Raw genomic sequence first — 25651 nt, 5'->3', positions numbered from 1 at the left:
GCTGCGATCTTTTTACAATCTAAAGCAGCGGCGCCACCACAGGCTCTTTACGCGGCCAGGCATCCAGTACGGCTTTGAACAGTGTCGCCAGGGGAATCGCAAAGAACACCCCCCAGAAGCCCCACAACCCGCCAAACAACAAGACCGCACAGATGATCGCGACCGGATGCATGTTGACGGCTTCCGAAAACAATAACGGAACCAGTACGTTGCCATCCAGCGTCTGAATGATTCCGTACACTGCCATCAAGTATATGAATTGATCGCTCCACCCCCACTGGAACAGCGCAATCAAAAACACCGGGACCGTCACTACAACAGCGCCGACATACGGCACCACTACCGAAATCCCCACCAGCAACGCCAGCAGCGCCGCATAGTTGAGCTCCAGCACGACGAAAGCGAGGTAGGTAACACCGCCGCAAATGAAAATCTCGATGACCTTGCCGCGAATGTAATTGGCGATCTGCCGGTTCATGTCATGTGCGACCCGAGTGATCAATGCCCGTTCACGCGGCAGATATCCGCGTACCCATTCACCGATCATTGCGCGGTCCTTGAGGAAGAAGAACACCAGAATCGGCACCAGCACCAGATAGATCATGATATTCACCAGCAGAGGCAGGCTCGACAGTGAAAAGGTCAGCGCCCACTGACCGAACTTGCCGATTTCCCCCCGCGCCACTTCGATGGCCCGCAGCACCTGCTCGTCGGACACCAGATGTGGGTAACGTTCGGGCAAGAGCAACAAAAGCGACTGCCACTTGGCGAGCATGCCCGGAAGCTCATTGAACAGTGTGATCAACTGATGCCACAGCAACGGTACGACCACCACGATGAATACCAGCAACAACCCCATGAACAAAGCAAAAACCAGCCCCACCGCCACGCCTCCGGGAACACGCAGGCGCTCAAGTGACACCACCAGTCCCTGCATCAGATACGCCAGCACCATCCCGGCCAGGACCGGCGCGAGCATACCGCCCAACGTGAGCACAGCGGTGAACGCCAGAAAGAGCAGGACGGCCAACACCACCGCTTCTTCATCGGAGAAATAGCGCTGGATCCAGTCGCGAAACACTTTGAACATCAATATTCCTTAAGAACAAAACGCCGCAGATTTCAGGCTTTTTTCAACCAATAGCGGTAAACACCCGCCTCATCTTCTTCACGAAGCAGCGTATGACCGGCCAATCGGGCAAAGGTGCGAAAGTCGCGTTGCGAACCCGCATCGGTGGCAATCACCTTGAGCACCGCGCCGCTGGCCATCCGATTGAGTTCCATCTTGGCCTTGAGCAAAGGCAAAGGGCAATTCAGGCCGCTGGCGTCCAGCTCAACGTCATGCTCTACAGCGTCGATCATTGCATCACTCCGGTGTCAGGTGCTTGGGTCGCCTAGAATATCTGGTCGCAACGCTGGTGTCCGGCTACAGTAAGGTCTTTGTCTTTTAAGGCTTTGTGCATGACTTTTTTGCGCCCTACCCTGCTGACGCTCGCTTGCCTGCTCGCCTCACCGGGCTTCGCCGACGACTTGCCGTCACTCGGCGACGCCAGTTCTGCCATTGTCTCGCCGCAACAGGAATACCAGTTGGGCCGCGCCTGGCTGGCGATGCTGCGCAGCCAGGTATCGCAGCTCAACGATCCGCAACTCAAGGACTATGTCGAATCCAGCGTCTATCGACTGGTGGAAACCAGCCAGGTCAGTGACCGGCGACTGGAGTTCATTCTGATCAACAGCCCTCAGCTCAACGCCTTTGCGGCGCCGGGTGGGATTGTCGGGGTCAACGGCGGTTTGTTCCTAAACGCCCAGACCGAAGGCGAGTATGCCTCAGTACTGGCGCACGAATTGGCTCACTTGTCGCAACGCCACTTTGCCCGCGGCGTCGAAGCCCAGCAGCGTATGCAAGTGCCGATGATGGCTGCCCTGCTGGCCGGCATCGTGATTGCCGCAGCAGGCGCCGGCGATGCCGGGATCGCGGCCATTGCGGGTACGCAGGCGGCGGCAATTCAGGAACAACGACGGTTCTCGCGCCAAAACGAGCAGGAGGCCGATCGCATCGGCATTCTCAACCTGGAGAAGGCCGGCTACGACCCGCGATCGATGCCCAGCATGTTCGAGCGTCTGGGGCGTCAGTACCGCTTTGACGCCAAGCCGCCGGAATTTCTGCTGACTCACCCGGTCACCGAATCGCGGATCGCCGACACCCGCAACCGCGCCGAGCAGGCCCCTCAAGGCGGCATCGAGGACACTCTGCGCTATCAATTGATTCGTGCGCGAGTCCAACTGATCTACGAAGAAACCCCAGGCCTTGGCGCCAAACGCTTTCGCGCTCAACTTGAGGAAAACCCCAAGAGCGACGTAGCCCGTTATGGCTTGGCCATCGCTCAAATCAAGGGCGGCCAACTGAATGAGGCCCGGGAGAATCTCAAGTTGCTGCTGGCCAGGGCGCCGAACGAGATCATCTACAACCTCGCTCAGGTCGATCTGGACATCACCAACAATCGCCTACCAGATGCCCAGTCCCGGGTTGACCGGATGCTGACCCAGTATCCCGGCAACTATCCACTGAATCAGGTGCGCGTTGATTTGTTGCTCAAGCAGAACCGTACCGCCGATGCGGAAAAGGCCCTTGAAGGCCTGCTCAAGTCGCGTCCGGACGACCCGGACGTGTGGTACCAGGTTGCAGAGACTCGCGGCCTGTCTGGCAATATCATCGGGCTGCATCAGGCTCGTGCGGAATACTTCGCACTGGTTGGCGATTATCGCCAGGCAATCCAACAACTGGACTTCGCCAAACGCAAAGCGGGTACCAACTTCCCGCTGTCGTCAAGGATCGATGCACGCCAACGCGAGCTGATGGAGCAGGAACGCATGATCAAGGACATGATGGGCTGATTCTTTCTGGCATAAAAAAACCGCCTCTTTCGAGGCGGTTTTTTATTCAGCCAACAACCGGATTACTCAGCCAGCTTGAAGGTGATGAAGCTGGCACGACCTTGACGCAACACCCGCATCGACACCGAACGATTCTTCGGCAACGCCTTGGCAATGTCCGCAAACTCCTTGGCGGAGCCGATGGCCTGATTGTTCAGGTGGGTAATCACATCGCCAGGCTGCAAGCCGATCAGGGCAGCAGGACCGTCCTGGACTTCCTTGATCACCACACCACCCTTGAGGTCGTAGGTCTTCTTCTGCTCGGCGGTCAGTTCAGCCACCGACACGCCCAATCGGTTGCTGCTGCGCTCAATGCTGGAACCAGGCAAGGCATCCAGCTCTTTGTCCTCATCCGGGATGGCGCCAACTGTCAACGCGACATTCTTGCGCTTACCGTCTCGAATCACTTCCAGATCGGCTTTCGCGCCCTCCTTCAATGCACCTACCAAATGCGGCAGATCCGCCGACATGACGATCGGCTGGCCATTCATGCTCAGGATCACGTCACCGACCTGCAAGCCGCCTTTGGCAGCCGGGCCATCATCCTGAATTTGAGCAACGAGCGCACCGGCTGGTTTCTCCAGACCGAACGATTCGGCCAGATCCTTGCTCACTTCCTGAATCACCACACCCAACCAGCCACGGCTGACCTTGCCGCCGGATTTCAACTGATTGGAAACATCCATGGCCACATCGATAGGGATCGCGAACGACACCCCCATGAAACCACCGGAGCGGGTATAGATCTGCGAGTTGATGCCCACCACTTCACCGTTCAGGTTGAACAGCGGACCACCGGAGTTGCCCGGGTTGATCGGCACGTCAGTCTGAATGAACGGCACGTAGTTTTCGTTCGGCAGGCTGCGCCCCACGGCACTGACGATACCCTGGGTGACCGTATGGTCAAAACCGAATGGCGAGCCAATCGCCACAACCCATTGACCCGCTTTCAGATCCTGGGATTTGCCGAGCTTCAGAACGGGGAGATCCTTGCCTTCGATTTTCAGCAGCGCCACGTCGGAACGCGGATCCGTGCCAATCAGCTTGGCCTTCATTTCACTGCGATCAGCGAGGCGCACGAGAATTTCGTCGGCGTCGGCGATCACATGGTTATTGGTCAGGATGTAGCCGTCAGGTGAAATGATGAACCCCGAACCCAGGGACTGAGCCTCACGCTGACGATCACCGCGTGGCGAGCGTGGTTGCTGCGGCATGCCGCGCTCGAAGAACTCGCGAAGCATCGGCGGCAAGCCTTCGAGATCAGGCATCTGCTGGTTCACCTTGCGATCCGGCAGTTTCTGCGTGGTACTGATGTTCACAACCGCAGGCGAGGCTTGTTCGACCAGCTGCGTAAAGTCAGGCAATTCGACCGCTTGAGCGGTGACTGCCTGCCCCAGCAACAACACAGTGGCAAAGATGGAAAGGTAAGACTTCAAACGTGGTATCGACATACGGCTCCCGTTACGACGAGCAGGGTTAAGCGATATGGAGCAAGGAACACCGGGAACAATACGCCGGTATTTTTGTTCCGGGAACAACAAACAAGGCCAGAGCCGAGGGGCTGTGACCTATAAGAAATTTTAGGGATTTATGCAAATTGAAATGCTCACCAAACATTTCGATTTCAGCTCACTGCTTGGTTGCAGCGGCATCGGTGCGCATTGAAAGCGCAATCCGTTCAGCGGTGCCGACCGGTATCTCGCCAACCACGGTCACCATCATATCGCCCTGCGGGGTAGTCAAGCGTCGAGACACGGCAACGGTGGGGCCTAACTGAGTGCGAATATCGGTGACGGGTGCACCATTGAGCGATTCGAGGAACACCGAGAAGCGTGCCAGACCATCGTCGTACATCAGACTGTTGACCTGAGTTTTTGTGTCTGGATCTTTGCGCGCGGAGCTGCTGGTCAACTCGAAACCTGGGGGCAGCCAGTCGGAATGCCAAACCTGTGCAGCCTTGACCGCGGAAGCCTTGTCATTTTCAAGATTGACGGGCTTGCAATCGGCGCCGGGTTGCAACGCGCTGTCGGATGGAATCTGCGCGGTATCCAGTTGCGTGAACTGGAAACGCTCCAACAATTGACCCTTGTCGTTAAGCAACAAGGATTTGAGTGGAAGGCCGGTTTCTTTGTCCAGATGCAGTTCAAAACCGTATCGATGCTGGTCGCGTGGCGTCAGCGAAACGATCACTGCGGATCGCCCGGCAACACGCGACTTGCCGATCACCGCAAGGTCATACCAATTCTTGAGCTTTTGGGGATCGAGTGCACGAGCGCCAGAACTGGGTGAATCTCCAAGCCCCGATATCAGTGTGCCACTAACGCATTGAGTATGCCCATCAATGCGTACGACTTCCTGAGCAGACCCGTCGAGCTGTAGCAACCGCTCACGGACCTTGCCATCCTGGACGCGATGCCAGATGTTGTGGGTAGAAAAACTACCGTTACGCTCGTAGACGAAAGTACCCTTAAAGCTTTGCTGTTGCTCGGCCTGGCCAAGACGGTTCAACCAGTCCTGGGCCTCATCGGCGTGGGCTGGAACAATGAACCAGCCACCGAGCAGAAGCGTAAGTAGAGGTATGGCGCGCATGATCCTCCTTAACGGTTTTCCAGGCTTGCAGCACGAGCGTAAGGCAGCGCGCTCTCCGTACCTTTCAATGCAGCCTGTTGTGCGTGTTGACGCAAGTACCCTGGCAGACGCTGATCGTGCCAGCCTGGCTGACCTTGCAGAACGCCATTGGCCATAGGACCGGTGGCTTCCGAACTTTCATTGTAGCCGGCCAGAACAGCTGGGCCTTTTACTTGAGGAACGGTCAAGCCTGGCTGGTTCGATTGCTGCGCAAGTTCGACACCGGCGATCTCGTCCTGATTATACAGGCGAACACCCGCCAGCACTGCAAGCGTCACCGAAGCAGCGACCGCCAGACGACCCAGGCTGCGCCATGGTCCACGGGTGGCTTTTGCCGGCACCGCTTCGTCCGCCAGTGCAGCTGAAACGGCCGCAGCGATGTCCAGGCGTGGAAGCAAGAGATCCTTGTGCATCACTGCCCGAGCGATCTGGTAACGAGCCCAGGTTTCACGGGTTTCAACATCGTCACAGGCATTCAATACCCGACGCAATTCCAATTCGTCCGCTTCGTTATCCATCACTGCGGACAGCGATTCCTGCAGGGCTTCACGACTCATGGCGTTCCTCTCTTGGCTGTCGCCGCTGTCTTTAGTTTTCCTGCAACAACGGCTGCAGGGCTTTATCGATGGCCTCCCGGGCGCGGAAGATCCGGGAGCGCACGGTGCCCACCGGACATTGCATGACGCTCGCAATGTCCTCGTAACTCAGACCATCAAACTCACGTAAAGTTAAGGCCGTACGCAAATCTTCCGGCAGTTGCTGAATGGTTCGATGGACGGTGCCTTCGATCTCATCCCGCAGCAACGCCCGCTCTGGCGACTCGAGATCCTTGAGGCCATGATCGCCATCGTAGAACTCTGCATCTTCAGAACTGACATCGCTATCCGGCGGCCGACGGCCGCGTGAAACCAGATAGTTTTTCGCCGTGTTGATGGCGATGCGGTAAAGCCACGTATAAAACGCACTGTCTCCGCGAAAATTTCCAAGTGCACGGTACGCCTTGATAAAGGCTTCCTGTGCCACATCCTGGGCTTCATGGGTGTCGTGCACAAAACGCACGATCAACCCGAGAATTTTGTGCTGGTATTTCAGCACTAGCAGATCGAAAGCGCGCTTGTCGCCGCGCTGAACGCGTTCGACCAGTTGCTGATCCTCTTCCTGGGTTAGCATGAACACTCCTCGATAAGCTCGGAGGAGGCTTGCAGAACTAAACCACCAGACTTGCAAACATAGACTCGGGCTTTTCGCAAAAGTTCTCCCCCTCCAGGCAAGTTTCCTGCGGGCTCTGATTTGGCACGCACGAAAAGCGCAGCGCGAGTTGACCCGGCTGCGCGAATAATCTTGTTATCGGATTCACCGGCAAGGATCAAACCCCGATCCCGCACCGAAACCGACACTGTCCCTTGATTCAGGCAACGGTCTATTGATCTTGGCCCTTTGGCAAAAGTTCCAAATATTTATGCGGCATCACCCCGACATTGTGCAACCCTGCAGGGAAAAATACTGTTAAATCGACGATACAGTCCTCGTGTCGCCCAAATGGCAGAAAAACCATCCGACGAAGCGTCCGATATTTTCCGTCACAGTAGTTTCACAATGCCATGCCCGCTCGGGTATTGTGCCGCTCCCCCCCTCTATATACTAGTGGGCTGTGCGGCTGCCTCGACTCGCCAGTCCAGGTGCGCCAACCCCGACCCGGGTCGCTTTGAGCGGAATCCTGAAATGAGCCAACAGTTTCAACACGATGTTCTGGTAATTGGCAGCGGCGCTGCCGGCTTGAGCCTTGCGCTAACCTTGCCCGGTCATTTGCGCATCGCGGTATTGAGCAAAGGCAACCTCGCCAATGGCTCGACCTTCTGGGCACAGGGTGGTGTTGCTGCCGTTCTGGATGATACCGATACCGTGGAGTCCCACGTCGACGATACGCTCAACGCTGGCGGCGGTCTGTGCCACGAAGATGCCGTACGCTTCACTGTCGAGCACAGCAGGGAAGCCATCCAGTGGCTGATCGACCAAGGTGTGCCTTTCACCCGCGATGAGCACTCCAGTACAGACGATGGCGCATTCGAGTTTCATCTGACTCGCGAAGGCGGACACAGTCATCGACGTATCATTCACGCTGCGGATGCCACGGGGGCGGCGATTTTCAGGACCTTGCTCGATCAAGCCGGAAAACGACCGAACATTGAACTGCTGGAGCAGCGGGTCGCGGTCGATCTGATCACCGAAAAGCGTCTGGGCCTGGAAGGCGATCGCTGCCTCGGGGCCTATGTGCTCAATCGCGGCACCGGACAAGTCGACACCTATGGCGCACGCTTTGTCATTCTCGCCTCCGGCGGCGCAGCCAAGGTCTACCTCTATACCAGTAACCCCGACGGTGCCTGCGGTGACGGCATTGCCATGGCCTGGCGCTCGGGTTGCCGGGTGGCGAACCTGGAGTTTAACCAGTTCCACCCGACCTGCCTTTATCACCCGCAGGCCAAGAGCTTCCTGATCACCGAAGCCTTGCGCGGGGAAGGTGCGCACTTGAAGCTGCCTAACGGTGAACGCTTCATGCAGCGCTTCGATCCCAGGGCCGAACTGGCGCCACGGGATATCGTTGCCCGCGCCATCGACCATGAGATGAAGCGCCTGGGAGTCGATTGTGTCTATCTGGACATCAGCCATAAACCCGAAGCGTTCATCAAGACACACTTCCCGACAGTGTATGAACGCTGCCTGGAGTTTTCGATCGATATCACCAAACAACCCATCCCGGTCGTGCCTGCAGCGCACTACACCTGCGGAGGCGTGATGGTTGATCAACAGGGCCGCACCGACGTGCCGGGCCTGTATGCCATTGGCGAAACCAGCTTCACTGGCCTGCACGGGGCCAATCGCATGGCCAGCAACTCGTTGCTGGAATGCTTTGTCTACGCACGTTCGGCGGCAATGGACATTATTGAACAATTGCCCCGTGTAACCATGCCAGACTGCCTCCCCGCGTGGGACGCGAGCCAGGTCACCGACTCCGACGAAGACGTGATCATTGCGCACAACTGGGATGAACTGCGCCGATTCATGTGGGACTACGTCGGCATCGTGCGCACCAATAAGCGCCTTCAACGGGCTCAGCACCGGGTGCAACTATTGCTCGATGAAATCGACGAGTTCTACAGCAACTATAAGGTCAGCCGGGATTTGATCGAATTGCGCAACCTGGCCCAGGTTGCCGAGTTGATGATTCTGTCAGCCATGGAGCGCAAGGAAAGCCGAGGCCTGCATTACACCCTCGACTATCCGAACCTGTTGCCGGTCGCGCTGGACACTATTCTGGTACCTCCCACCTTCGCCGGCTGAACTTGAGCCGGACTCGCAGGCGCCGGTGCACATCCGTCGCTTGCGAATCCCGGGGCACGCAAATGGACCTGACCCGACGCTCGCCATTTAACCGAAATCGCAACACCACGATCAACGGCAATGCCAGACTGTCCGGACGCAGTTGAACCGGCTGCCATCCCCCAGCCCGACGCCATAATTGCCAGCCATCAGCCTCGCGGCGCAAGCCGCAGAATGCCTGCGGATGTGTCAACAGGATCTGCCGGGGCAACGACCAAATACCGTGAACCACGCACAGCACAACCCCGAGCACACTGGCCCTGAGTGGGATAGAGAGTAGAAACAGCGAACCCAGCGCGAACAGCTGGGCCAACAGGTATGCCGCCAGCAACTGCCGTGAGGCATGCCAGCGGCATTCGTACGTTTTACTTGGGCTGGACACGATCCAGGATCATGCGAACCATGCGCTGAAGCTCTGGATCTTCCGATTCGGCACGCTCCATGAACCAGCCGAACATATCCTGATCTTCACACGTCAGCAGGCGGACGTACAACGCACGATCCACCTCATTGAGCGTTGCGTAAACCTCTTTCGTGAACGGTACCAGCAACACGTCAAGTTCAAGCATGCCGCGGCGGCTATGCCAAAAGAGGCGGTTCAGTTCAACATCTTCGACCATGGAGCGCTCCTCAAATAGGCGGCAAGTATACAGGCCCGGACCTCGCCGCACAGTCGGCTTTGGTCGGGCATCGACAAGCCTTTGTTAACTACCCATTTCGAAGGCGCCCCCTTATGATGTCTACCAGACTTTTTACCCTGCGATGACCCATGGCCGACTCTGCTTTTTTCTGCACCCTGTCTCACGAAGGTGTTCTCGCGGTTCGCGGCGCGGACGCCAGCAAATTCCTGCAAGGCCAACTGACCTGCAATCTCAATTATCTGAGCGACGCCCGGGCCAGCCTTGGCGCGCGCTGTACGCAAAAAGGCCGGATGCAATCGAGTTTTCGCATCCTGCTTGAAGGCGACGGCGTACTGATGGCCATGGCCACCGAGTTACTTGAACCGCAGTTGGCGGACCTGAAAAAATATGCGGTGTTCTCCAAGTCCAGGCTGACCGATGAAAGTGCCGCCTGGGTCCGTTTCGGCATTGCGCACGGCGACGCGACACTGGCCGATTTCGGTCTGGAGCTGCCGACAGAAACCGACAGTGTTGTTCGCAGCAATGGCTTGATCGCCCTCCGCGTTTCGCCAGAGCGGGCCGAGCTGTGGGTGGCCGCCGATCAGGCTGATGCGATCAAGAGCAAATTGTCCGCAGCATTGAGTGAAGGCGATCTGAACCAATGGTTGCTGGGCCAGATCCGCGCCGGGATTGGCCAGGTCATGCCAGCTACCCGCGAGCTGTTCATTCCGCAGATGCTCAACCTGCAGGCCATTGGTGGCGTGAGTTTCAAGAAAGGGTGCTATACCGGCCAGGAAATCGTCGCGCGGATGCAGTATCTGGGCAAACTCAAGCGCCGCTTGTATCGCCTGCAGCTCATCGCCGACGAACTGCCGGATCCAGGCGTTCAACTGTTTTCCCCAACCCACGGCAGCTCTATCGGCGAAGTGGTGCTCGCCGCACACACCGGGCAAAACATTGAACTCCTGGCGGTGTTGCAAGCCGAAGCAGCAGAAAATGGGGATATCCACCTGGGCGCACTTGAAGGCCCCGCTTTAAAACTGCTCGACCTGCCGTACGAACTGGACCGCGATCGCGAAATCCAGCGATAACGGCAGCACTTTGTGCAACACCTAGAGAAACTAAATGAGCGAGCTGGCGGAAAAGGTCCAACAGGATTTGGTTGAGGCCATCGATAACGATGACCTGGTTCTGCCAACGTTGCCGGAGGTGGCCCTGCAGATTCACAAGGCCGCTGAAAACCCGGAAGTCAGCGTCAGTACCCTGAGCAAAGTGATCAGTCGCGATACCGCGCTGTCGGCGCGCCTGATCAAAGTGGTCAACAGCCCGCTTCTGCGCGCCACTCAGGAAGTGACCGATCTTCACACGGCAATCACGCGCCTGGGCATCAACTACAGCTGTAACCTGGCCATCGGCCTGGTGATGGAGCAGATTTTCCATGCCCGCTCCGATGTAGTGGAACAGAAGATGCGTGATGTCTGGCGCAAAAGCCTGGAGATCGCCGGGGTCAGCTATGCGCTGTGCCGCCGCTATACCCGGCTCAAACCTGATCAGGCCGCTCTGGGTGGACTGGTGCACCAGATCGGTGTGCTGCCGATTCTGACCTACGCCGAAGATCACTATGAATTGCTGTCCGACCCGGTCAGCCTCAATCATGTGATTGACCAGATTCATCCGCTGATCGGGGAAAAATTGCTCAAAGTCTGGGATTTCCCGGACAAGCTCGTACAGGTGCCGCGGCTTTACCTGGACTTCAGGCGTCAGTCAGCGCAAGTCGACTACGCGGACCTGGTGCAGATCGCGAGCCTGTATTGCCAAAAGGACACCGACCACCCGTTCGCCCGTGTCGATGTCTGCGACGTGCCGGTATTCAGGACGCTCGGCATCGACTTTGACGACAGGGTCATGTGCGCCGATCTGGAAGAAACCCGCTCGATGTTCTACTGAGCAATGTGGCGAGAGGGCTTGCCCGTCGCCACAGGTGTGGTGTTGCCGTGTTACTCCCCGGACATGAAACTCACCCGCACCTTCAACCCGGCGTGCTCACCATCGTGCAAGCTGATTTGCGCCAGATGTGCGCGGCAGATTTCACCGACGATCGCCAGGCCCAAACCTGATCCGGCGACTTGCTGGTTGCGCCGATAAAAACGTTCGAACACGCGGCCACGTTCGTCAATGGGAATGCCCGGGCCGTCATCCTCGACCTCCAGCACCGCCGGCGCGGTGACGCGCAAAATCACATTGCCACCCGCTGGTGTATGGGCCAGGGCGTTATCAACCAGATTGCTCAGCAGCTCATTGAGCAGTGTTGGCTCGCCTCGCAACCACACCGGCTCGTCCGCTTCCAGCGCCAGAGCGACACCGCGCTTGTGGGCCAGCGGGGCCATGGCCATGCCCAGCTCTCGCGCCAACTGACTCAGATCCAGCAACTGCGCGCCCCCCTCGGCGATCGCTCGTGCGCCGTTTTCGACTCGCGCCAAAGAAAGCAATTGATTGGCCAGATGGGTCAGGCGATCCGTGCCTTGGGCGGCAGTTTCCAGCGTACTGCGCCAGGTATCGGGCTCAGCCGAACGCATGCCCAGTTCCAGTCGCGCCTTTAATGCCGCCAGCGGGGTTCGCAGCTCGTGGGCCGCATCGGCAATGAATTGCGCTTGCCGCTCGAATTGTTCGCGCAGACGCTCGGTAAAGTGATTGAGCGCTCGCACCAGCGGCCACAATTCGCGCTGCACTTCGACCAGCGGCAGCGGCCGCAGATCATCGGGTTGTCGCTCCTCCACCGCCGTGCGCAAGCGCTCCAACGGGCGTAATGCGGCGCTGACCGCAAACCAGACCAGCATCAATGCACCGATCGCCAGCATGCCCAGGCGCAACAAGGTATCGGCCGCCAGACTGCGGGCCATACTGACCCGCGCTTCATCGGTTTCCGCCACGCGGATCTCCGCCATGCCATTCATGTTCGGCTCGCTGACCGCCTTGAGCAGGCTGACCACACGCACGTTCTGCCCCTGATACGTCGCATTGTAAAAACGCGCCAGGGCGGGATAGTTATCGGTACGCAGCGTTCCCGGGGGCGGGGCTGGAAGATTTTCGTAACCGGAGATCAGCTTCTGGTTGATGTCATTGACCAAGTAGAAAATCCGCCCGGCGCTGTCGTAGGCAAAGGTATCGAGGGCCACGTAAGGCACATCGAGACTGAGGCTACCGTCGCGTTCGGACAGGCCGGCAGCGATGGTCCGCGCCGAGGCCAGCAAAGTCCGGTCATACGCAGTGTCGGCAGCTTCGCGACCATTCCAGTAAGCGCTCAGCCCACTGGCGAGCATCAATACCACCAGCAACAGCGCGAGGTTCCACAGCAACCGCCAGCGCAGGCTGCTGGGCTTATGCATCGCGGCTTTCCAGCAAGTAGCCGAGGCCGCGGAAGGTCACGATGGCGACCGGCTGGCCATCGAGCTTCTTGCGCAAGCGGTGCACGTAGATTTCGATCGCATCGGGGCTGGCCTCTTCGTCGAGGCCGAATACCTGGGAAGCCAGTTGTTCCTTGCTCATCACCCGACCGGGACGTGCGATCAGGGCTTCTAATACGGCCTGCTCGCGGGAAGTCAGGGTCAGTAATTCTTCACCGAGGGTAAAACGCCGGGTTTCCAGGTCATAAGCCAGCACACCGCAGCGCTGAATGCGCTCACCGCCCAGCACACTGCGGCGCAGCAAGGCTTTGACCCGCGCTTCGAGTTCGGTCAGTTCGAACGGCTTGGCCAGGTAATCGTCGGCGCCGAGGTTCAGGCCATGGACCCGATCCTTGACGTCGCTGCGGGCGGTCAGCATCAACACCGGCAGGTTCTTGCCCCGCGCCCGCAGGCGCGCCAGCACTTCGAATCCATCCATGCGCGGCAGCCCGACATCAAGGATTGCCATGGCGTATTCCTCGCTGCTCAGCGCCAGATCGGCAGCCACGCCATCGTGCAACACATCCACGGTCAGCCCGGTGCTTTTGAGCGCCTGGGCGACACTTTCGGCGAGCTGCAGATGATCTTCGACGAGCAGAACACGCATGGATATTTACCTCATTCAGGGACGGCCGACGCCATTCTTTGGCGCGGAGTTTACAGCGGCATCCGTCGCTGTGAAGCCCGAAAAAACGCGAAGGCCCGCTGAAAGGTTAGCGAAAGGTTGGGCCGTTAGAGTCTGGTTACGGGATGTTCCGATTGCCGACATCCTCTCCGTCGTTCGTAACCTGTTGTGAAATGTAGCTCTCGAAAAACGCCTTGAAGCGTTTTCGCCAATAAGAACAATAACCGAGGTACTGCAGCATGCTGTCCAGACAGCTCCAGGCTTACCCGCCCCATCCTTTCGATCCAATTCCAACTCTCGTAATCGCCAGCGCCGAAGCCGGCTGTTCGTCGTTCAGTCCTTGTGGACTTGAACACACCAGCACTGTGCGAAATCGACGCACCTGAATCATCCCGAAAAACAAAAACTCCTGTGGAGACAACAATGAATCGATCACTGCGCCGTTTCGCCCTCGCCGCCAGCTGCATGCTGTTTGCCGGCCAACTCATGGCCGAGCCAAAACGCCCGGAATGCATCGCCCCGGCGTCACCTGGCGGTGGCTTCGACCTGACCTGCAAACTGGCGCAAAGCGCGCTGATCAACGAAAAGCTGCTGACCAAACCCATGCGCGTGACCTACATGCCCGGTGGTGTCGGCGCGGTGGCGTATAACGCGGTGGTCGCGCAGCGGCCTGCGGATGCCGGTACTTTGGTGGCGTGGTCCAGCGGTTCGCTGTTGAACCTGGCGCAAGGCAAGTTCGGTCGCTTCGATGAAACCAACGTACGCTGGCTCGCTGCCGTTGGCACCAGCTACGGTGCCATCGCGGTGAAAAGCGATTCGCCCTACAAGACCCTAGACGATCTGGTACAGGCGCTGAAGAAAGATCCGAGCAAAGTGGTGATCGGTTCTGGTGGCACCGTTGGTAGCCAGGACTGGATGCAAACCGCGCTGATCGCCAAGGCCGCCGGTATCAACCCGCGTGACCTGCGTTACGTCGCCCTCGAAGGCGGTGGCGAAATCGCCACCGCCCTGCTCGGCGGGCACATTCAGGTCGGCAGCACCGACATCTCCGACTCCATGCCGCACATCCAGAGCGGCGACATGCGCCTGCTGGCGGTGTTCTCCGACAAGCGTCTGGACGAGCCGGAAATGAAGGACATTCCGACCGCCCGCGAGCAAGGCTATGACATCGTCTGGCCGGTGGTTCGCGGCTTCTACGTCGGGCCTAAAGTCAGCGATGAAGACTACGCCTGGTGGAAAGACTCGTTCGACAAGCTGCTGGCATCACCCGAGTTCGCCAAGCTGCGCGATCAGCGTGAACTGTTCCCGTTCGCCATGACCGGCCCGGAACTGGACACCTATGTGAAGAAGCAAGTCGCGGACTACAAAGTGCTGGCCAAAGAGTTCGGCCTGATCCAGTGATCGCCTCTGTCTAGCGGCTGCGGCTCCGTTCGGCGGAGCCGCAGCACAGGAGTTCCCCATGCTCTTACAACGCATTTTTGCTTCAGTGCTGTTGCTGGCCTGCATCAGCCTGATGCTGATGGCCCTGCCCTACCAGGCACCTTTTTCCTACGAGCCGATCGGCCCGCGCGCGTTCCCCCTATTGATGCTGGGACTGATGGGCCTGGCCCTGGTTTACATGGTGTATCGCCCCTCGCCGATCAAACACACCGATGAAGATCCGCCGATGGATCGCGAGACCCTGACCAAGATTGGTGTTTGCGTGCTGTTGCTGCTGGTCTTCGCCGGGCTGTTCGAACCGTTGGGCTTCATCCTCAGCAGCATGCTGGTTGGCATTCCGCTGGCTCGCCTGTACGGCGGGCGCTGGCTGCCGGGCGCGGTGATCATCAGCCTGATGAGTATCGGCCTGTACCTGCTGTTCGACAAAGTCATGGACGTGCCACTGCCTCTGGGCCTGCTCGACGATCTGGAGAACTGATATGGATACGCTTGGATATTTGAGTCACGGTTTCGGCGTCGCACTGACCCCTTACAACCTCGTGACTGCACTCAGCGGCACACTGATTGGTACGGTCGTCGGCCTGCTCCCCGGCCTGGGTCCGATCAACGGCGTGGCATTGCTGATCCCGATCGCCTTCGCGTTGGGTCTGCCACCGGAGTCGGCTTTGATCCTTTTGGCCGCGGTTTACCTGGGTTGCGAATATGGCGGCCGGATCAGTTCGATTCTGCTGAACATCCCGGGCGAAGCGTCCACCGTGATGACCACCCTCGACGGCTACCCGATGGCCCGCCAGGGTCTGGCCGGAGTCGCGTTGTCGCTGTCGGCGTGGAGTTCGTTCATCGGTGCCTTCATTGCGACCTGCGGGATGGTGGTGTTCGCGCCGATGCTGGCGAAGTGGGCGATTGCCTTTGGTCCCGCGGAATACTTCGTACTGATGGTATTTGCGATTGTCTGTCTGGGCGGTATGGCGGGTGACCGGCCACTCAAGACGTTTATCGCGGCACTGATCGGGCTGTTCCTGTCGACCGTCGGCATTGATGCCAACAGCGGTGTGTACCGGTTCACCGGGGACAACATCCACCTCACCGACGGTATCCAGTTCGTGGTGCTGGTGCTGGGCTTGTTCTCCATCAGCGAAATCCTCCTGCTGCTGGAAAAAACCCACCGTGGTCAGGAAGCGTTCCAGGCCACCGGCCGAATGTTGTTCAACTTCAAGGAAGCGGCTTCGGTGTTCTGGGTGAACATGCGTTGCGGTGTGCTCGGGTTCATCATGGGTGTGCTGCCAGGTGCTGGCGCAACGTTGGCCAGCGCCGTGGCCTACATGACCGAGAAACGCATCGCTGGCCCAAGCGGAAAATTCGGACAAGGCGACAAACGCGGCCTGGCCGCCCCCGAAACCGCCATTGGTGCAGAGGCTTGCGGTGCACTGGTTCCGATGTTGACCCTTGGCGTTCCAGGCTCTGGCACCACGGCAGTGATGATCGGCGCGCTGTCGCTCTACAACATCACACCCGGCCCGCTGCTGTTTCAACAGCAGCCGGACATCGTCTGGGGCCTGATCGCATCGTTGTTCATCGCCAACATCATGCTGGTGATCCTGAACATCCCGATGATCCGTATCTTTACCAAAATCCTCGCCGTACCTAACTGGGCGTTGGTGCCGATGATCGCGATCATCACTGCCATCGGTGTGTACGCGGTGCATGCCACCACCTTCGACCTGTTCCTGATGATCGGCATCGGCATCTTCGGCTACATCCTGCGCAAGCTGGACTTCCCGTTATCGCCGGTGCTGCTGGGTTTCATCCTCGGGGGGTTGATGGAGCAGAACCTGCGTCGAGCGCTGTCGATTTCCAACGGTTCGCTGGACATTCTCTGGTCGAGCGGCATCACCGTCGGCGTCTGGGGGTTGATCGCGGTCATGTTGCTGGTGCCGATTGTGCGCATCTGGCGTAAACGTTCAGTTGCGCGGCGCGTTATTGCCGATGTCTGATCGAACACCTTTCAAAGCCTGGTGGGGAACCCCGCTGGTCGGCCTGCTCGGCGGTTACCTCGCCAGCCAGGTCGGCTGGCCTTTGCCGTGGATGGTCGGCTCGTTGCTGGCCATCATCCTCGTGCGCTGCCTGACACCCTGGCAATTGGCCGAAATCCCTGGTGGGCGCAAGTGCGGCCAGTGGATCGTCGGAATCGGTATCGGCTTGCACTTCACTCCTGTGGTGATGGAGCAGGTCCTCAGTCATTTCGGCTTGATTTTCTTCGGTGCGCTGGTCACCAGCCTGTCGGCGGTGGTCGGCGTATGGCTGATGCGGCGCACTGGCGAAGATCGCGCCACTGCGTTCTTTTCCAGCATGCCCGGTGGTTCCGGCGAGATGGTCAACCTCGGCGCACGTAACGGCGCGGTGCTCAGTCGGGTAGCGGCTGGCCAGAGTCTGCGCGTGTTGGTGGTGGTGCTGTGTGTTCCCGCGGCGTTCAAATATCTGCTGGGCGACGGCGCGTCGATTTCACACGCTGGCAGCATCGACTGGCGCTGGCTGGCGGTTTTGTTTCCCGCAGGGGCACTGGCTGCCTGGATATGGGAGCGTCTGCGTCAACCCAACCCGTGGCTGTTCGGCCCCTTGCTAGTGAGTGCGGCAGTGAGTATCGGTTGGGACTTGCACATTGGCTTGCCTGACGGCGGCAGCCAGATCGGCCAATGGTTGATCGGCAGCGGGCTGGGCTGTCACTTCAACCGCCAGTTTTTCCGGCGTGCGCCTTCGTTCATGGGGCGGACATTGATTGGCACGGTACTGACCATGCTGATCGCCACGGTGGCGGCAATGGGCTTGAGTGCGCTGACCCATCTTGATCTGCGTTCGTTGACCTTGGGCATGATGCCCGGCGGGATTGCCGAAATGAGCCTGACGGCGCAGACCCTGCAATTGTCGGTGCCGCTGGTGACGGCGATGCAGGTGATGCGGCTGTTGTTTGTGTTGTTTCTGGCAGAGCCGTTGTTCAAGTATTGGAACCGCAATCCAGAGTAAAGACAGTGTTGAATTCATCGCCAGCAGGCTGGCTCCCACAGGTTTGTAAACACCGCAAAACCAATGTGGGAGCCAGCCTTCTGCGGGCGCCGCTCCGACGATGCTTTTCAAACCGGCGGCAAGCGCCACTCGATCGGCGTCTCGCCATTCTGCTCGAGAAATTTGTTGGTGCGGCTGAAGTGCCCGCAACCGAGAAAGCCGCGATAAGCCGACAGCGGTGACGGGTGCACCGACGTCAGCACCAGATGCTTGGTCGCATCGATCAGCTTCTGCTTGCTCTGCGCATGGGCACCCCACAGCATGAACACCAGGTGCGGCTGCTGCTGGCTGACCACTTCAATGATCCGGTCGGTGAAAAACTGCCAGCCCTTGTCCTTGTGCGCGTTGGCATTGGCCCGCTCGACGGTCATGGTGGTGTTGATCATCAGTACGCCCTGATCCGCCCAACTTTGCAGGTAGCCATGGTTGGGGATGTCGATGTTCAGGTCGCGCTTCAACTCTTTGTAGATGTTCACCAGCGACGGCGGCGCCGGCACGCCCGGTTGCACCGAGAAGCACAAGCCATGGGCCTGACCCGGACCGTGGTAGGGATCCTGACCGAGGATGACGACCTTGACCTTGTCCAGCGGCGTGGAGTTGAGCGCATTGAAGATCATCGGCCCTGGCGGATAGATCTCTTTGCCGGCCGCTCGCTCCTGCTGCAGAAAATTTCGCAACTCTGTCATGTAGGGCTGGTCGAATTCGGCACGCAGCGCCTCCTTCCAGCTCGGTTCGAGTTTGATACGGTCGTCAGCAGTCATGGTTACATCCGGCAAAAACAATGGGGCGAACCCTAGGAAAGCGCACCACGCTTGTCAAATGATCTGATGCAGATCCGGCACTTTCTTACACAGCGATCATACTTAACCCTCAAATTCCCGATCGAGGTCACGATGAATCTGCACTTCGAAGAGCTCACCGGCACCGACGGCGCCCGTATCGGCATCGCTAGCCTGGATGCCGAAAAATCCCTCAACGCCCTGTCTCTGCCGATGATCAACGCTTTACGCGACCGAATGGACGCATGGGCCAAGGATCCGCAAATCGTCTGCGTCCTGTTACGCGGCAATGGTGCCAAGGCCTTTTGTGCCGGTGGTGAAGTGCGCAGCCTGGTGGAGGCCTGTCGCGCCCACCCGGGCGAAGTGCCACCGCTGGCCGCGCAATTCTTCGCCGCGGAATATCGTCTGGACTTCAACCTGCATACCTACCCGAAACCGTTGATCTGCTGGGGCCATGGCTATGTGCTCGGCGGTGGCATGGGCCTGTTGCAAGGTGCAAGCCTGCGTATCGTCACGCCGAGCAGTCGCTTGGCGATGCCCGAGATCAGCATCGGCCTGTATCCGGATGTGGGTGCCAGTTGGTTTCTGTCGCGGCTACCGGGCAAGCTCGGCTTGTTTCTGGGCCTGACCGGCGCGCACATGAATGGCCGCGATGCCATCGACCTGGATCTGGCAGATCGTTTTCTGCTCGATGAGCAGCAAGCGCAATTGATCGAAGGCCTGTTGCAATTGAACTGGCAGGAACAAACACCGATGCAGCTCAACAGCTTGCTCAAGGCCTTGCAGCAGGAAGCCGTGGCACAGATGCCCCAGGCCCAGTGGCTGCCGCGTCGCCAGCAAATCGACGAGCTGCTGGATGTCAGTGATGTGCGCTGCGCCTGGAAAGCCATCAGCGCCCTGCGCGACAACAGCGACCCGATGATGAGTCGCGCCGCCAGGACCATGAGCGAAGGCTCGCCCTTGACTGCGCATCTGGTGTGGGAACAGATCATTCGCGCCAAACACCTGTCGCTGGCCCAGGTCTTTGAGATGGAATACACCATGAGCCTCAACTGCTGCCGCCACCCGGAATTCAGCGAAGGCGTGCGCGCGCGGTTGATCGACAAGGATCAGAAGCCCCGCTGGCATTGGCCCGACATCAACAACGTGCCGGACGCGGTGGTGGAGGCGCATTTTCACAAGGTATGGGAAGGTCGGCATCCGCTGGCGGATTTGTTGAATTACTGAAGTCTGCAAAAAAATGGGGGAGCAATCTCGCTCCCACATTGGAAAATGCACTGTTGTAACGATCAGCGGTGACTGCCACGACCGTCGTGATTGCCACGACCGTTATGGTCGCCTCGACCGCCACGTCGTCCGTCGTGGCCTTTGTTATTGTCCCAGCCACCGCGACTGCGGCCGTCCCATCCCTGGCTCTGATGCGCCCGGTAGTCATTGCGCGATGGTTGATGGTACCGCGGGGCCGACTGGTAATAGCGTGGAGACGGTTGATAGACACGCGGTTGATAGTAATAACGCGGCGTCGGTTGGTAGTAGCGCGCTGGCGGCGCGTAGTACCGGGGCGGTGGCGTGTAGTAACCGCCGCCATTGGAATAGTAGGAACTGCCCCCGGCGTAATAGGCCGGTGACGGCGAGGTATAGACTTCGGAACTGTAGTAACTGCCTCCTTCATCGTAATAAGGCACGCACCCACCAAGGGATAATCCCAACACTGCAATCAGAAGAATTCGGCGATACATAGCGGCCTCCTGGACCGCGAGTGAGCCACACCAGCGACGCTGGCAGGCGACAATCAAAGATTCGGTGACTGTCGATAGATCAGACACCGTTTTCCGAATCTGGTGCGTTCACGCAACAAGTTGAAACATCTGCCCGATGAAAGGTTTTTCATCCCTTCACGCATTGATCAGTGGCCATGGTGATATCCACCGCCGTGATACCTGGGCGCGTGACCACCCCGATAATAGTATCGATATCCACCATAAAAGCGCGGGCCGCCGTAGTAATAGCGTGGGCTGTAATAGTAGGAATAGGGCGAATAACCAGGGTAGTAATACGGAGCGGAGTAGACGTCGTAGGAGCCGGCGTAATAGTAGCAACCGGATAACCCAAGACCGAGAACAGCACTGAGCAACAGTCGACGAAACATGACGGCCTCCTGAAAGACCCACAACCGGCCCAGGCCGGTTGACACCTGTTTTGACTGACGTTCCCCCTTTCAAGTGCCTGGTGGTGCTGACCTTCGGATCAATGGCGCAGCGCGCTGCATCTCGGTGCAAGGACGCACCATCACAATGCAGCAACCCATGATCGCGCCCACCACCCCGTCCTTTGATCCCCGTGCCAGACGCCTCGAACAGACTTGGCACGGCTCTCGCTTTAGCAAGTCCGTGCAGGAGTCATCACAGGTTCGCGGCACCACAATCTGAAAATGGCTGACTAGGGTTCCGGCTCGCAAGCGCGAGTGGCTGGTCCGAGAGTTGGCGACCTCCAGTTGAGGTTACACGGCGGGACAAAAGCCCGGGAGACAAGCCACCGCTAGCGGTGTCGCTGCCTTCCTGTCCGCCCTTGATCAACTGGAGAACCACCATGTCCCAGCTTCGTTTACCCGCCCTGCTCGCCGCTGCGTTCGCAGCCCTTGTGAGCTTTTCGTCCCAAGCCGCCCAGAAAGATCACTTCAGCGTTTGCTGGACGATCTATGCCGGCTGGATGCCTTGGGAATACGCCGGCAGTCAGGGCATCGTCGACAAATGGGCGAAGAAGTACGGCATCAAGATTGACGTGGTGCAGCTCAATGACTACGTCGAATCCATCAATCAATACACCGCCGGCCAGTTCGACGGTTGCACCATGACCAACATGGACGCCCTGACCATTCCGGCGGCCGGTGGCGTCGACAGCACCGCGTTGATCGTCAGCGACTTTTCCAACGGCAATGACGGCATCGTGCTCAAGGGTGAAGGCAAGAAAATCGCCGACCTCAAGGGCATGGACGTCAATCTGGTCGAACTGTCCGTCTCGCACTACCTGTTGGCCCGGGCGCTGGACTCGGTGGACCTCACCGAGAAAGACCTGAAAGTGGTCAACACCTCCGACGCCGACATTTCGGCCGCCTTCAACACCGATCAAGTCAACGCCGTCACCACCTGGAACCCGATGCTTTCGGACATCAAGGCCAAGCCTGCGGTGACCGAAGTCTTCAACTCCAGCCAGATCCCCGGCGAAATCATGGACATGATGGTCGTCAACAGCGCCACCCTCAAAGACAACCCGGCACTGGGCAAAGCGCTGACTGGCGCGTGGTTCGAAGTGGTCGAGTTGATGAATGCCAGGAACGCCGCGAGCAAAGCCGCGCTGGAACACATGGCCAAGGCCTCGGGCACCGACCTGGCGGGTTTCCAGGCGCAACTGGACTCCACCAAATTGTTCGCCACCCCCAAGGAAGCTCTGGCTTTCAGCACCAGCCAGCAATTGCCGGAGACCATGCGCAAAGTCGCCGAGTTTTCCTTTCAGCACGGTTTGCTGGGTGAAGGCGCCAAGGACACCAGCGCGGTCGGCATGGCCTTCGCCAACGGCGTGACCAGCGGCGACAAAAGTAACCTCAAGCTGCGCTTCGACCCGAGCTACGTGCAGATGGCCGCCGACGCCAAGCTGTAATCAGGAGAATTGGCCATGCGCCTGATCAATCGACACCCGGATCGCCCGAGTCGCCTGCTGTTGGTGATCCTGCCGTTCGCCCTGGTGCTGTTTGCCTACTTCATGGGCTCGGCCGAGCGGCTGGCGGACAACCCCAATGACAAGCTGCTGCCCAGCGCCGTGCAGATGAGCGACGCGGTGAAACGCCTGGCGTTTGTCGCCGACAGCCGCACCGGCGAATACCTGCTCTGGCAAGACACCGCGTCCAGCCTGCGCCGGCTGGCCATCGGCCTCGGCATCAGTGCCTTGGCCGGTCTGTGCCTGGGCATCGCCGCGGGCACCCTGCCGCTGTTTGGCGCACCGTTGTCGCCCTTGTTGACGGTGCTGTCGATGGTGCCGCCGCTGGCGATCCTGCCGATCCTGTTCATCGTTTTCGGCTTGGGCGAGTTGTCGAAGGTGATGCTGATCGTGATCGGCATCACCCCGGCGCTGGCCCGTGACCTGGAACAGCGCGCCCGGGAAATCCCCGTGGAACTGCTGATCAAGGCCCAGACCCTTGGTGCCTCGACCTGGACCTTGATGCTACGGGTGGTGCTACCGCAGTTACTGCCACGGTTGCTTATCTCGCTGCGCCTGATGCTGGGTTCAGCGTGGCTGTTCCTGATTGCCGCCGAAGCCATCGCCTCCACCGACGGCCTGGGCTACCGGATTTTCCTGGTGCGCCGCTACCTGGCAATGGACGTGATTTTGCCCTATGTGGTGTGGATCACCCTGCTCGCCTGGCTGATGGATTGGGGCCTCAAGTACCTCACCTGTCGCGCCTTCCCTTGGTATGAAGGGGCCGCCAAATGAGTTTTATCACGGTAAAAAACGTCTGGCAGCAATACGCCGACCAGGTGGTGCTCGAAGGCCTGAACCTGAACGTCAACGAGGGCGAATTCTGCACCCTGGTGGGCGCGTCCGGTTGTGGTAAATCGACCTTTTTGCGTCTGCTGCTCGGCCAGGAGCGCGCCAGTCGCGGCGAGATCCTGCTCGATGATCAACCCTTGGCCGGTGAGCCGGACGCGAGCCGTGGCGTGGTGTTCCAGCGCTACTCGGTGTTCCCGCATTTGAGCGTGCTGGACAACGTCACGCTCGGTCTCGAACTGCCGCGCTCGCCACTGCTCGGGCGCTTGTTCGGCAGCGCCAAAAAAGAGGCCCGCGAACAAGCCTCGGTGCTGCTGCACAAAGTCGGCCTCGGCCATTCGCTGGACAAGTACCCGGCGCAACTTTCCGGCGGCATGCAGCAACGACTGGCCATCGCTCAGGCGCTGATCATGAAGCCGCGAGTGCTGCTGCTCGACGAGCCGTTCGGCGCGCTCGACCCGGGCATCCGCAAAGACATGCACGCCTTGCTGTTGGAGCTGTGGCGCGAGACGCGACTGACGGTGTTCATGGTCACTCATGACCTGTCCGAAGGCTTCAGCCTCGGCACCCGTCTGCTGGTGTTCGACAAGGTCCGCGTCGACCCGCACGCCCCGGGCGCGTATGGCGCGCGCATCACCTACGACATTCCCTTGAACAGCGACCGCCGCATCAGCCGTGCCGCCGTCGACGCCTTGCCGGTGCAACTGGCGGGCTCACTTCGAACCGCTTGAGAGGATTTTCCCGATGACTGATTCGACCCAACTGTTCCCGCCCTTCGCCGACGAAATGCTCCCCGGCGGCGGCCATCGCTCCTTCGTGCTCAAACGCGGCCAGTTGCTGCGCCTGACCGACCTGCGCGGTGGCGCCAACGTCAGCCTGACGCTGCTCAATGCCAATGAAAAAACCGAGCGCCTGAATCTGCCCGACAGCCTCAAATGCCAACACACCGCCAAGCTCACCACCGGCCATTGCCTGTACTCGGACATGGGTCGCGTGCTGGCCGCAATCACTGCCGACACCTGCGGCTGGAGCGACAGCCTCGGCGGCGTGCTTTGCGCTGAAGAGGTCGCAGAAAAATACGGTACCGGTCGCTATCAAGAGCTGCGCAACGGTTTCTTCCGCAACGGCACCGACAACCTGCTGGTGGAGCTGGGCAAGTGGGGCCTGGGCCTGTCGGACTTGCTGATGACCCTCAACCTGTTCAGCCGGGTGAACGTCGATGACGCTGGGCGTTTCCACTTCGTTGAGGGCAATTCCAAGGCCGGTGATTACATCGAGTTGTACGCACCGATGGATACCTTGGTGGTGCTCACGGCCCTGCAACACCCGATGGATCCATCGCCGGAATACGCCCCCAAACCCTTGAAGCTCAGCTGGATGAACGCCGACGCCAGCATCGCCGAACACTGCCGAACTTTGCGCCCGGAAAACGAGCGCGGCTTCATCAACACCGACCGTCTGTTCGCCTGAGGATCGCTGTCATGTCACTCGCTCTCATCACCACTGAAAAGCAGCCTGAAGCCGCAATCTACCGCGCCACCATCCCGGCCGGTGAACCCTGGCTGATGGAAGTCAAGGCCGGGCAAACGCTGCGCATCCTCGATCTGGAAGGCAATCAGGCCGTCGACACGTTGTTCTACAGCGTTGCCAACCCCAAGGAGCGCTACGACGTGCAGCGCACCTTGCGCCGTCAGAACAGCGTGTACCTGAGCACCGGCAGCGTGCTGTATTCCAACCTGGGCAAACCGATGCTGACCATCGTCGCCGACACCTGCGGCCGCCACGACACCCTCGGCGGGGCCTGCGCACAAGAGAGCAACACCGTGCGCTATGCCCTGGAAAAACGTTACATGCACAGCTGCCGCGACAACTACCTGCGCGCCTGTGTACATGACGGCCGCTTGGGTAAAGGCGACATCGGTCCGAACATCAATTTTTTCATGAACGTGCCGGTCACCGCTGACGGTGGCCTGACCTTTGAAGACGGGATTTCCGCACCGGGCAAGTACGTTGACCTGCGTGCCGAAATGGACGTGATCGTGCTGATCTCCAACTGTCCGCAGCTGAACAACCCGTGCAACGCCTACAACCCGACCCCTGCGGAGCTGCTGGTATGGAACTGAAATTAGCGCGGTTGCGTAGATGGTTGTTTGCCCTGTGCCAGGCCCGTTCGGGGCAGTGCATCAAGTAACCGTTCCCCTG

General features: G+C 59.2%; 27 protein-coding genes and 1 riboswitch. Of the genes, 14 read left to right on the top strand and 13 right to left on the bottom strand.

What is annotated here, in order from left to right; all coding sequences use genetic code 11:
- Positions 1–19: 19 nt before the first annotated feature.
- Positions 20–1090, bottom strand: coding sequence for an AI-2E family transporter (locus tag AD668_RS06215; protein ID WP_053155758.1), 1071 nt, complete (start codon positions 1088–1090; stop codon positions 20–22).
- 32 nt (positions 1091–1122) lie between these two features.
- Positions 1123–1362 (bottom strand): sulfurtransferase TusA family protein, encoded by a 240-nt coding sequence (locus AD668_RS06210; RefSeq protein WP_053155757.1) that lies wholly within the window; start codon positions 1360–1362, stop codon positions 1123–1125.
- Between the two features lie 99 nt (positions 1363–1461).
- On the opposite strand from AD668_RS06210, the gene AD668_RS06205 reads away from it, so the two are divergent.
- Positions 1462–2895: a M48 family metalloprotease gene (locus tag AD668_RS06205; protein WP_053155755.1), complete on the top strand. Its 1434-nt coding sequence runs from the start codon at positions 1462–1464 to the stop codon at positions 2893–2895.
- A gap of 62 nt (positions 2896–2957) precedes the next feature.
- On the opposite strand, the gene AD668_RS06200 is transcribed toward AD668_RS06205, so the two are convergent.
- The 4 genes from AD668_RS06200 to rpoE all read right to left on the bottom strand — a co-directional run bounded on the left by AD668_RS06200 (position 2958) and on the right by rpoE (position 6732).
- A complete protein-coding gene (locus AD668_RS06200; RefSeq protein WP_053155753.1) occupies positions 2958–4385 on the bottom strand; it encodes a DegQ family serine endoprotease in 1428 nt (475 codons plus the stop codon).
- Positions 4386–4563: 178 nt separating this feature from the next.
- Entirely contained in the window at positions 4564–5523 is a 960-nt protein-coding gene (locus AD668_RS06195; RefSeq protein WP_053155751.1) for a MucB/RseB C-terminal domain-containing protein, read from the bottom strand.
- Between the two features lie 8 nt (positions 5524–5531).
- Entirely contained in the window at positions 5532–6119 is a 588-nt protein-coding gene (locus AD668_RS06190; RefSeq protein WP_053155749.1) for a sigma-E factor negative regulatory protein, read from the bottom strand.
- Between the two features lie 31 nt (positions 6120–6150).
- The gene (gene rpoE / locus AD668_RS06185; RefSeq protein ID WP_003172477.1) at positions 6151–6732 is read right to left on the bottom strand and encodes an RNA polymerase sigma factor RpoE; all 582 of its coding nucleotides are present in this window, start codon (positions 6730–6732) and stop codon (positions 6151–6153) included.
- Between the two features lie 552 nt (positions 6733–7284).
- Here rpoE and nadB point away from each other — a divergent pair.
- On the top strand, positions 7285–8901 hold the full coding sequence (nadB, locus tag AD668_RS06180) for an L-aspartate oxidase (protein WP_053155747.1): 1617 nt from the start codon (positions 7285–7287) through the stop codon (positions 8899–8901).
- On the opposite strand, the gene AD668_RS28595 is transcribed toward nadB, so the two are convergent.
- Positions 8870–9322: a protein YgfX gene (locus AD668_RS28595; RefSeq protein ID WP_082344425.1), complete on the bottom strand. Its 453-nt coding sequence runs from the start codon at positions 9320–9322 to the stop codon at positions 8870–8872. The genes nadB and AD668_RS28595 overlap by 32 nt on opposite strands.
- On the bottom strand, positions 9306–9560 hold the full coding sequence (locus tag AD668_RS06175; protein WP_053155746.1) for a succinate dehydrogenase assembly factor 2: 255 nt from the start codon (positions 9558–9560) through the stop codon (positions 9306–9308). The genes AD668_RS28595 and AD668_RS06175 overlap by 17 nt, the downstream gene beginning before the upstream one ends.
- A 149-nt stretch (positions 9561–9709) precedes the next feature.
- Between AD668_RS06175 and AD668_RS06170 the strand changes: the two genes are divergently transcribed.
- Positions 9710–10651, top strand: a complete 942-nt coding sequence (locus AD668_RS06170; protein ID WP_053155744.1) for a folate-binding protein YgfZ — start codon at positions 9710–9712, stop codon at positions 10649–10651.
- Between the two features lie 34 nt (positions 10652–10685).
- The gene (locus tag AD668_RS06165) at positions 10686–11507 is read left to right on the top strand and encodes an HDOD domain-containing protein (RefSeq protein WP_053155742.1); all 822 of its coding nucleotides are present in this window, start codon (positions 10686–10688) and stop codon (positions 11505–11507) included.
- 50 nt (positions 11508–11557) lie between these two features.
- On the opposite strand, the gene AD668_RS06160 is transcribed toward AD668_RS06165, so the two are convergent.
- Together AD668_RS06160 and AD668_RS06155 are read right to left on the bottom strand one after the other, a co-directional pair.
- A complete protein-coding gene (locus tag AD668_RS06160; protein ID WP_053155740.1) occupies positions 11558–12946 on the bottom strand; it encodes a sensor histidine kinase in 1389 nt (462 codons plus the stop codon).
- Positions 12939–13610, bottom strand: a complete 672-nt coding sequence (locus tag AD668_RS06155) for a response regulator (RefSeq protein WP_053155738.1) — start codon at positions 13608–13610, stop codon at positions 12939–12941. Before AD668_RS06155 ends, AD668_RS06160 begins: the two co-directional genes overlap by 8 nt.
- 441 nt (positions 13611–14051) lie before the next feature.
- On the opposite strand from AD668_RS06155, the gene AD668_RS06145 reads away from it, so the two are divergent.
- From AD668_RS06145 to AD668_RS06130, 4 genes are read left to right on the top strand one after another with little or no spacing between them, the layout of a single operon-like run.
- A complete protein-coding gene (locus AD668_RS06145) occupies positions 14052–15029 on the top strand; it encodes a tripartite tricarboxylate transporter substrate binding protein (RefSeq protein WP_053155734.1) in 978 nt (325 codons plus the stop codon).
- Positions 15030–15087: 58 nt separating this feature from the next.
- A complete protein-coding gene (locus AD668_RS06140) occupies positions 15088–15546 on the top strand; it encodes a tripartite tricarboxylate transporter TctB family protein (protein WP_053155732.1) in 459 nt (152 codons plus the stop codon).
- Position 15547: 1 nt separating this feature from the next.
- Positions 15548–17062, top strand: coding sequence for a tripartite tricarboxylate transporter permease (locus AD668_RS06135; RefSeq protein WP_053155730.1), 1515 nt, complete (start codon positions 15548–15550; stop codon positions 17060–17062).
- Positions 17055–18089 carry an AbrB family transcriptional regulator gene (locus AD668_RS06130; RefSeq protein WP_053155728.1) on the top strand — a complete coding sequence of 345 codons (1035 nt, stop codon included), beginning with the start codon at positions 17055–17057 and terminating at the stop codon, positions 18087–18089. Before AD668_RS06135 ends, AD668_RS06130 begins: the two co-directional genes overlap by 8 nt.
- Positions 18090–18196: 107 nt before the next feature.
- Here AD668_RS06130 and ung read toward each other — a convergent pair whose 3' ends face one another.
- Positions 18197–18889 (bottom strand): uracil-DNA glycosylase, encoded by a 693-nt coding sequence (gene ung / locus AD668_RS06125; RefSeq protein WP_053155726.1) that lies wholly within the window; start codon positions 18887–18889, stop codon positions 18197–18199.
- Positions 18890–19021: 132 nt separating this feature from the next.
- Between ung and AD668_RS06120 the strand changes: the two genes are divergently transcribed.
- A complete protein-coding gene (locus tag AD668_RS06120) occupies positions 19022–20134 on the top strand; it encodes an enoyl-CoA hydratase/isomerase family protein (protein WP_053155724.1) in 1113 nt (370 codons plus the stop codon).
- A gap of 62 nt (positions 20135–20196) precedes the next feature.
- Here AD668_RS06120 and AD668_RS06115 read toward each other — a convergent pair whose 3' ends face one another.
- Positions 20197–20646: a hypothetical protein gene (locus AD668_RS06115; RefSeq protein ID WP_053155722.1), complete on the bottom strand. Its 450-nt coding sequence runs from the start codon at positions 20644–20646 to the stop codon at positions 20197–20199.
- Between the two features lie 167 nt (positions 20647–20813).
- Complete coding sequence (locus tag AD668_RS28590) at positions 20814–21056, bottom strand: hypothetical protein (protein ID WP_082344424.1); 243 nt, start codon at positions 21054–21056, stop codon at positions 20814–20816.
- Between the two features lie 279 nt (positions 21057–21335).
- A riboswitch (guanidine-I (ykkC/yxkD leader) is annotated at positions 21336–21436 on the top strand.
- A gap of 60 nt (positions 21437–21496) precedes the next feature.
- Between AD668_RS28590 and AD668_RS06110 the strand changes: the two genes are divergently transcribed.
- From AD668_RS06110 to AD668_RS06090, 5 genes are read left to right on the top strand one after another with little or no spacing between them, the layout of a single operon-like run.
- Positions 21497–22564, top strand: a complete 1068-nt coding sequence (locus AD668_RS06110) for a putative urea ABC transporter substrate-binding protein (protein ID WP_053155720.1) — start codon at positions 21497–21499, stop codon at positions 22562–22564.
- 15 nt (positions 22565–22579) lie between these two features.
- On the top strand, positions 22580–23395 hold the full coding sequence (locus AD668_RS06105; RefSeq protein WP_053155718.1) for an ABC transporter permease: 816 nt from the start codon (positions 22580–22582) through the stop codon (positions 23393–23395).
- The gene (locus tag AD668_RS06100) at positions 23392–24180 is read left to right on the top strand and encodes an ABC transporter ATP-binding protein (RefSeq protein ID WP_053155715.1); all 789 of its coding nucleotides are present in this window, start codon (positions 23392–23394) and stop codon (positions 24178–24180) included. Before AD668_RS06105 ends, AD668_RS06100 begins: the two co-directional genes overlap by 4 nt.
- Positions 24181–24193: 13 nt before the next feature.
- Entirely contained in the window at positions 24194–24919 is a 726-nt protein-coding gene (locus AD668_RS06095; RefSeq protein ID WP_053155713.1) for an urea amidolyase associated protein UAAP1, read from the top strand.
- An 11-nt stretch (positions 24920–24930) separates the two neighbouring features.
- Positions 24931–25572, top strand: a complete 642-nt coding sequence (locus AD668_RS06090) for an urea amidolyase associated protein UAAP2 (protein ID WP_053155711.1) — start codon at positions 24931–24933, stop codon at positions 25570–25572.
- Positions 25573–25651 lie beyond the last annotated feature (79 nt).

The sequence above is a fragment of the Pseudomonas sp. P1.8 genome, from assembly GCF_001269805.1.
Lineage (GTDB): Bacteria > Pseudomonadota > Gammaproteobacteria > Pseudomonadales > Pseudomonadaceae > Aquipseudomonas.
This window is presented reverse-complemented; position numbering and strand designations above follow the sequence as displayed.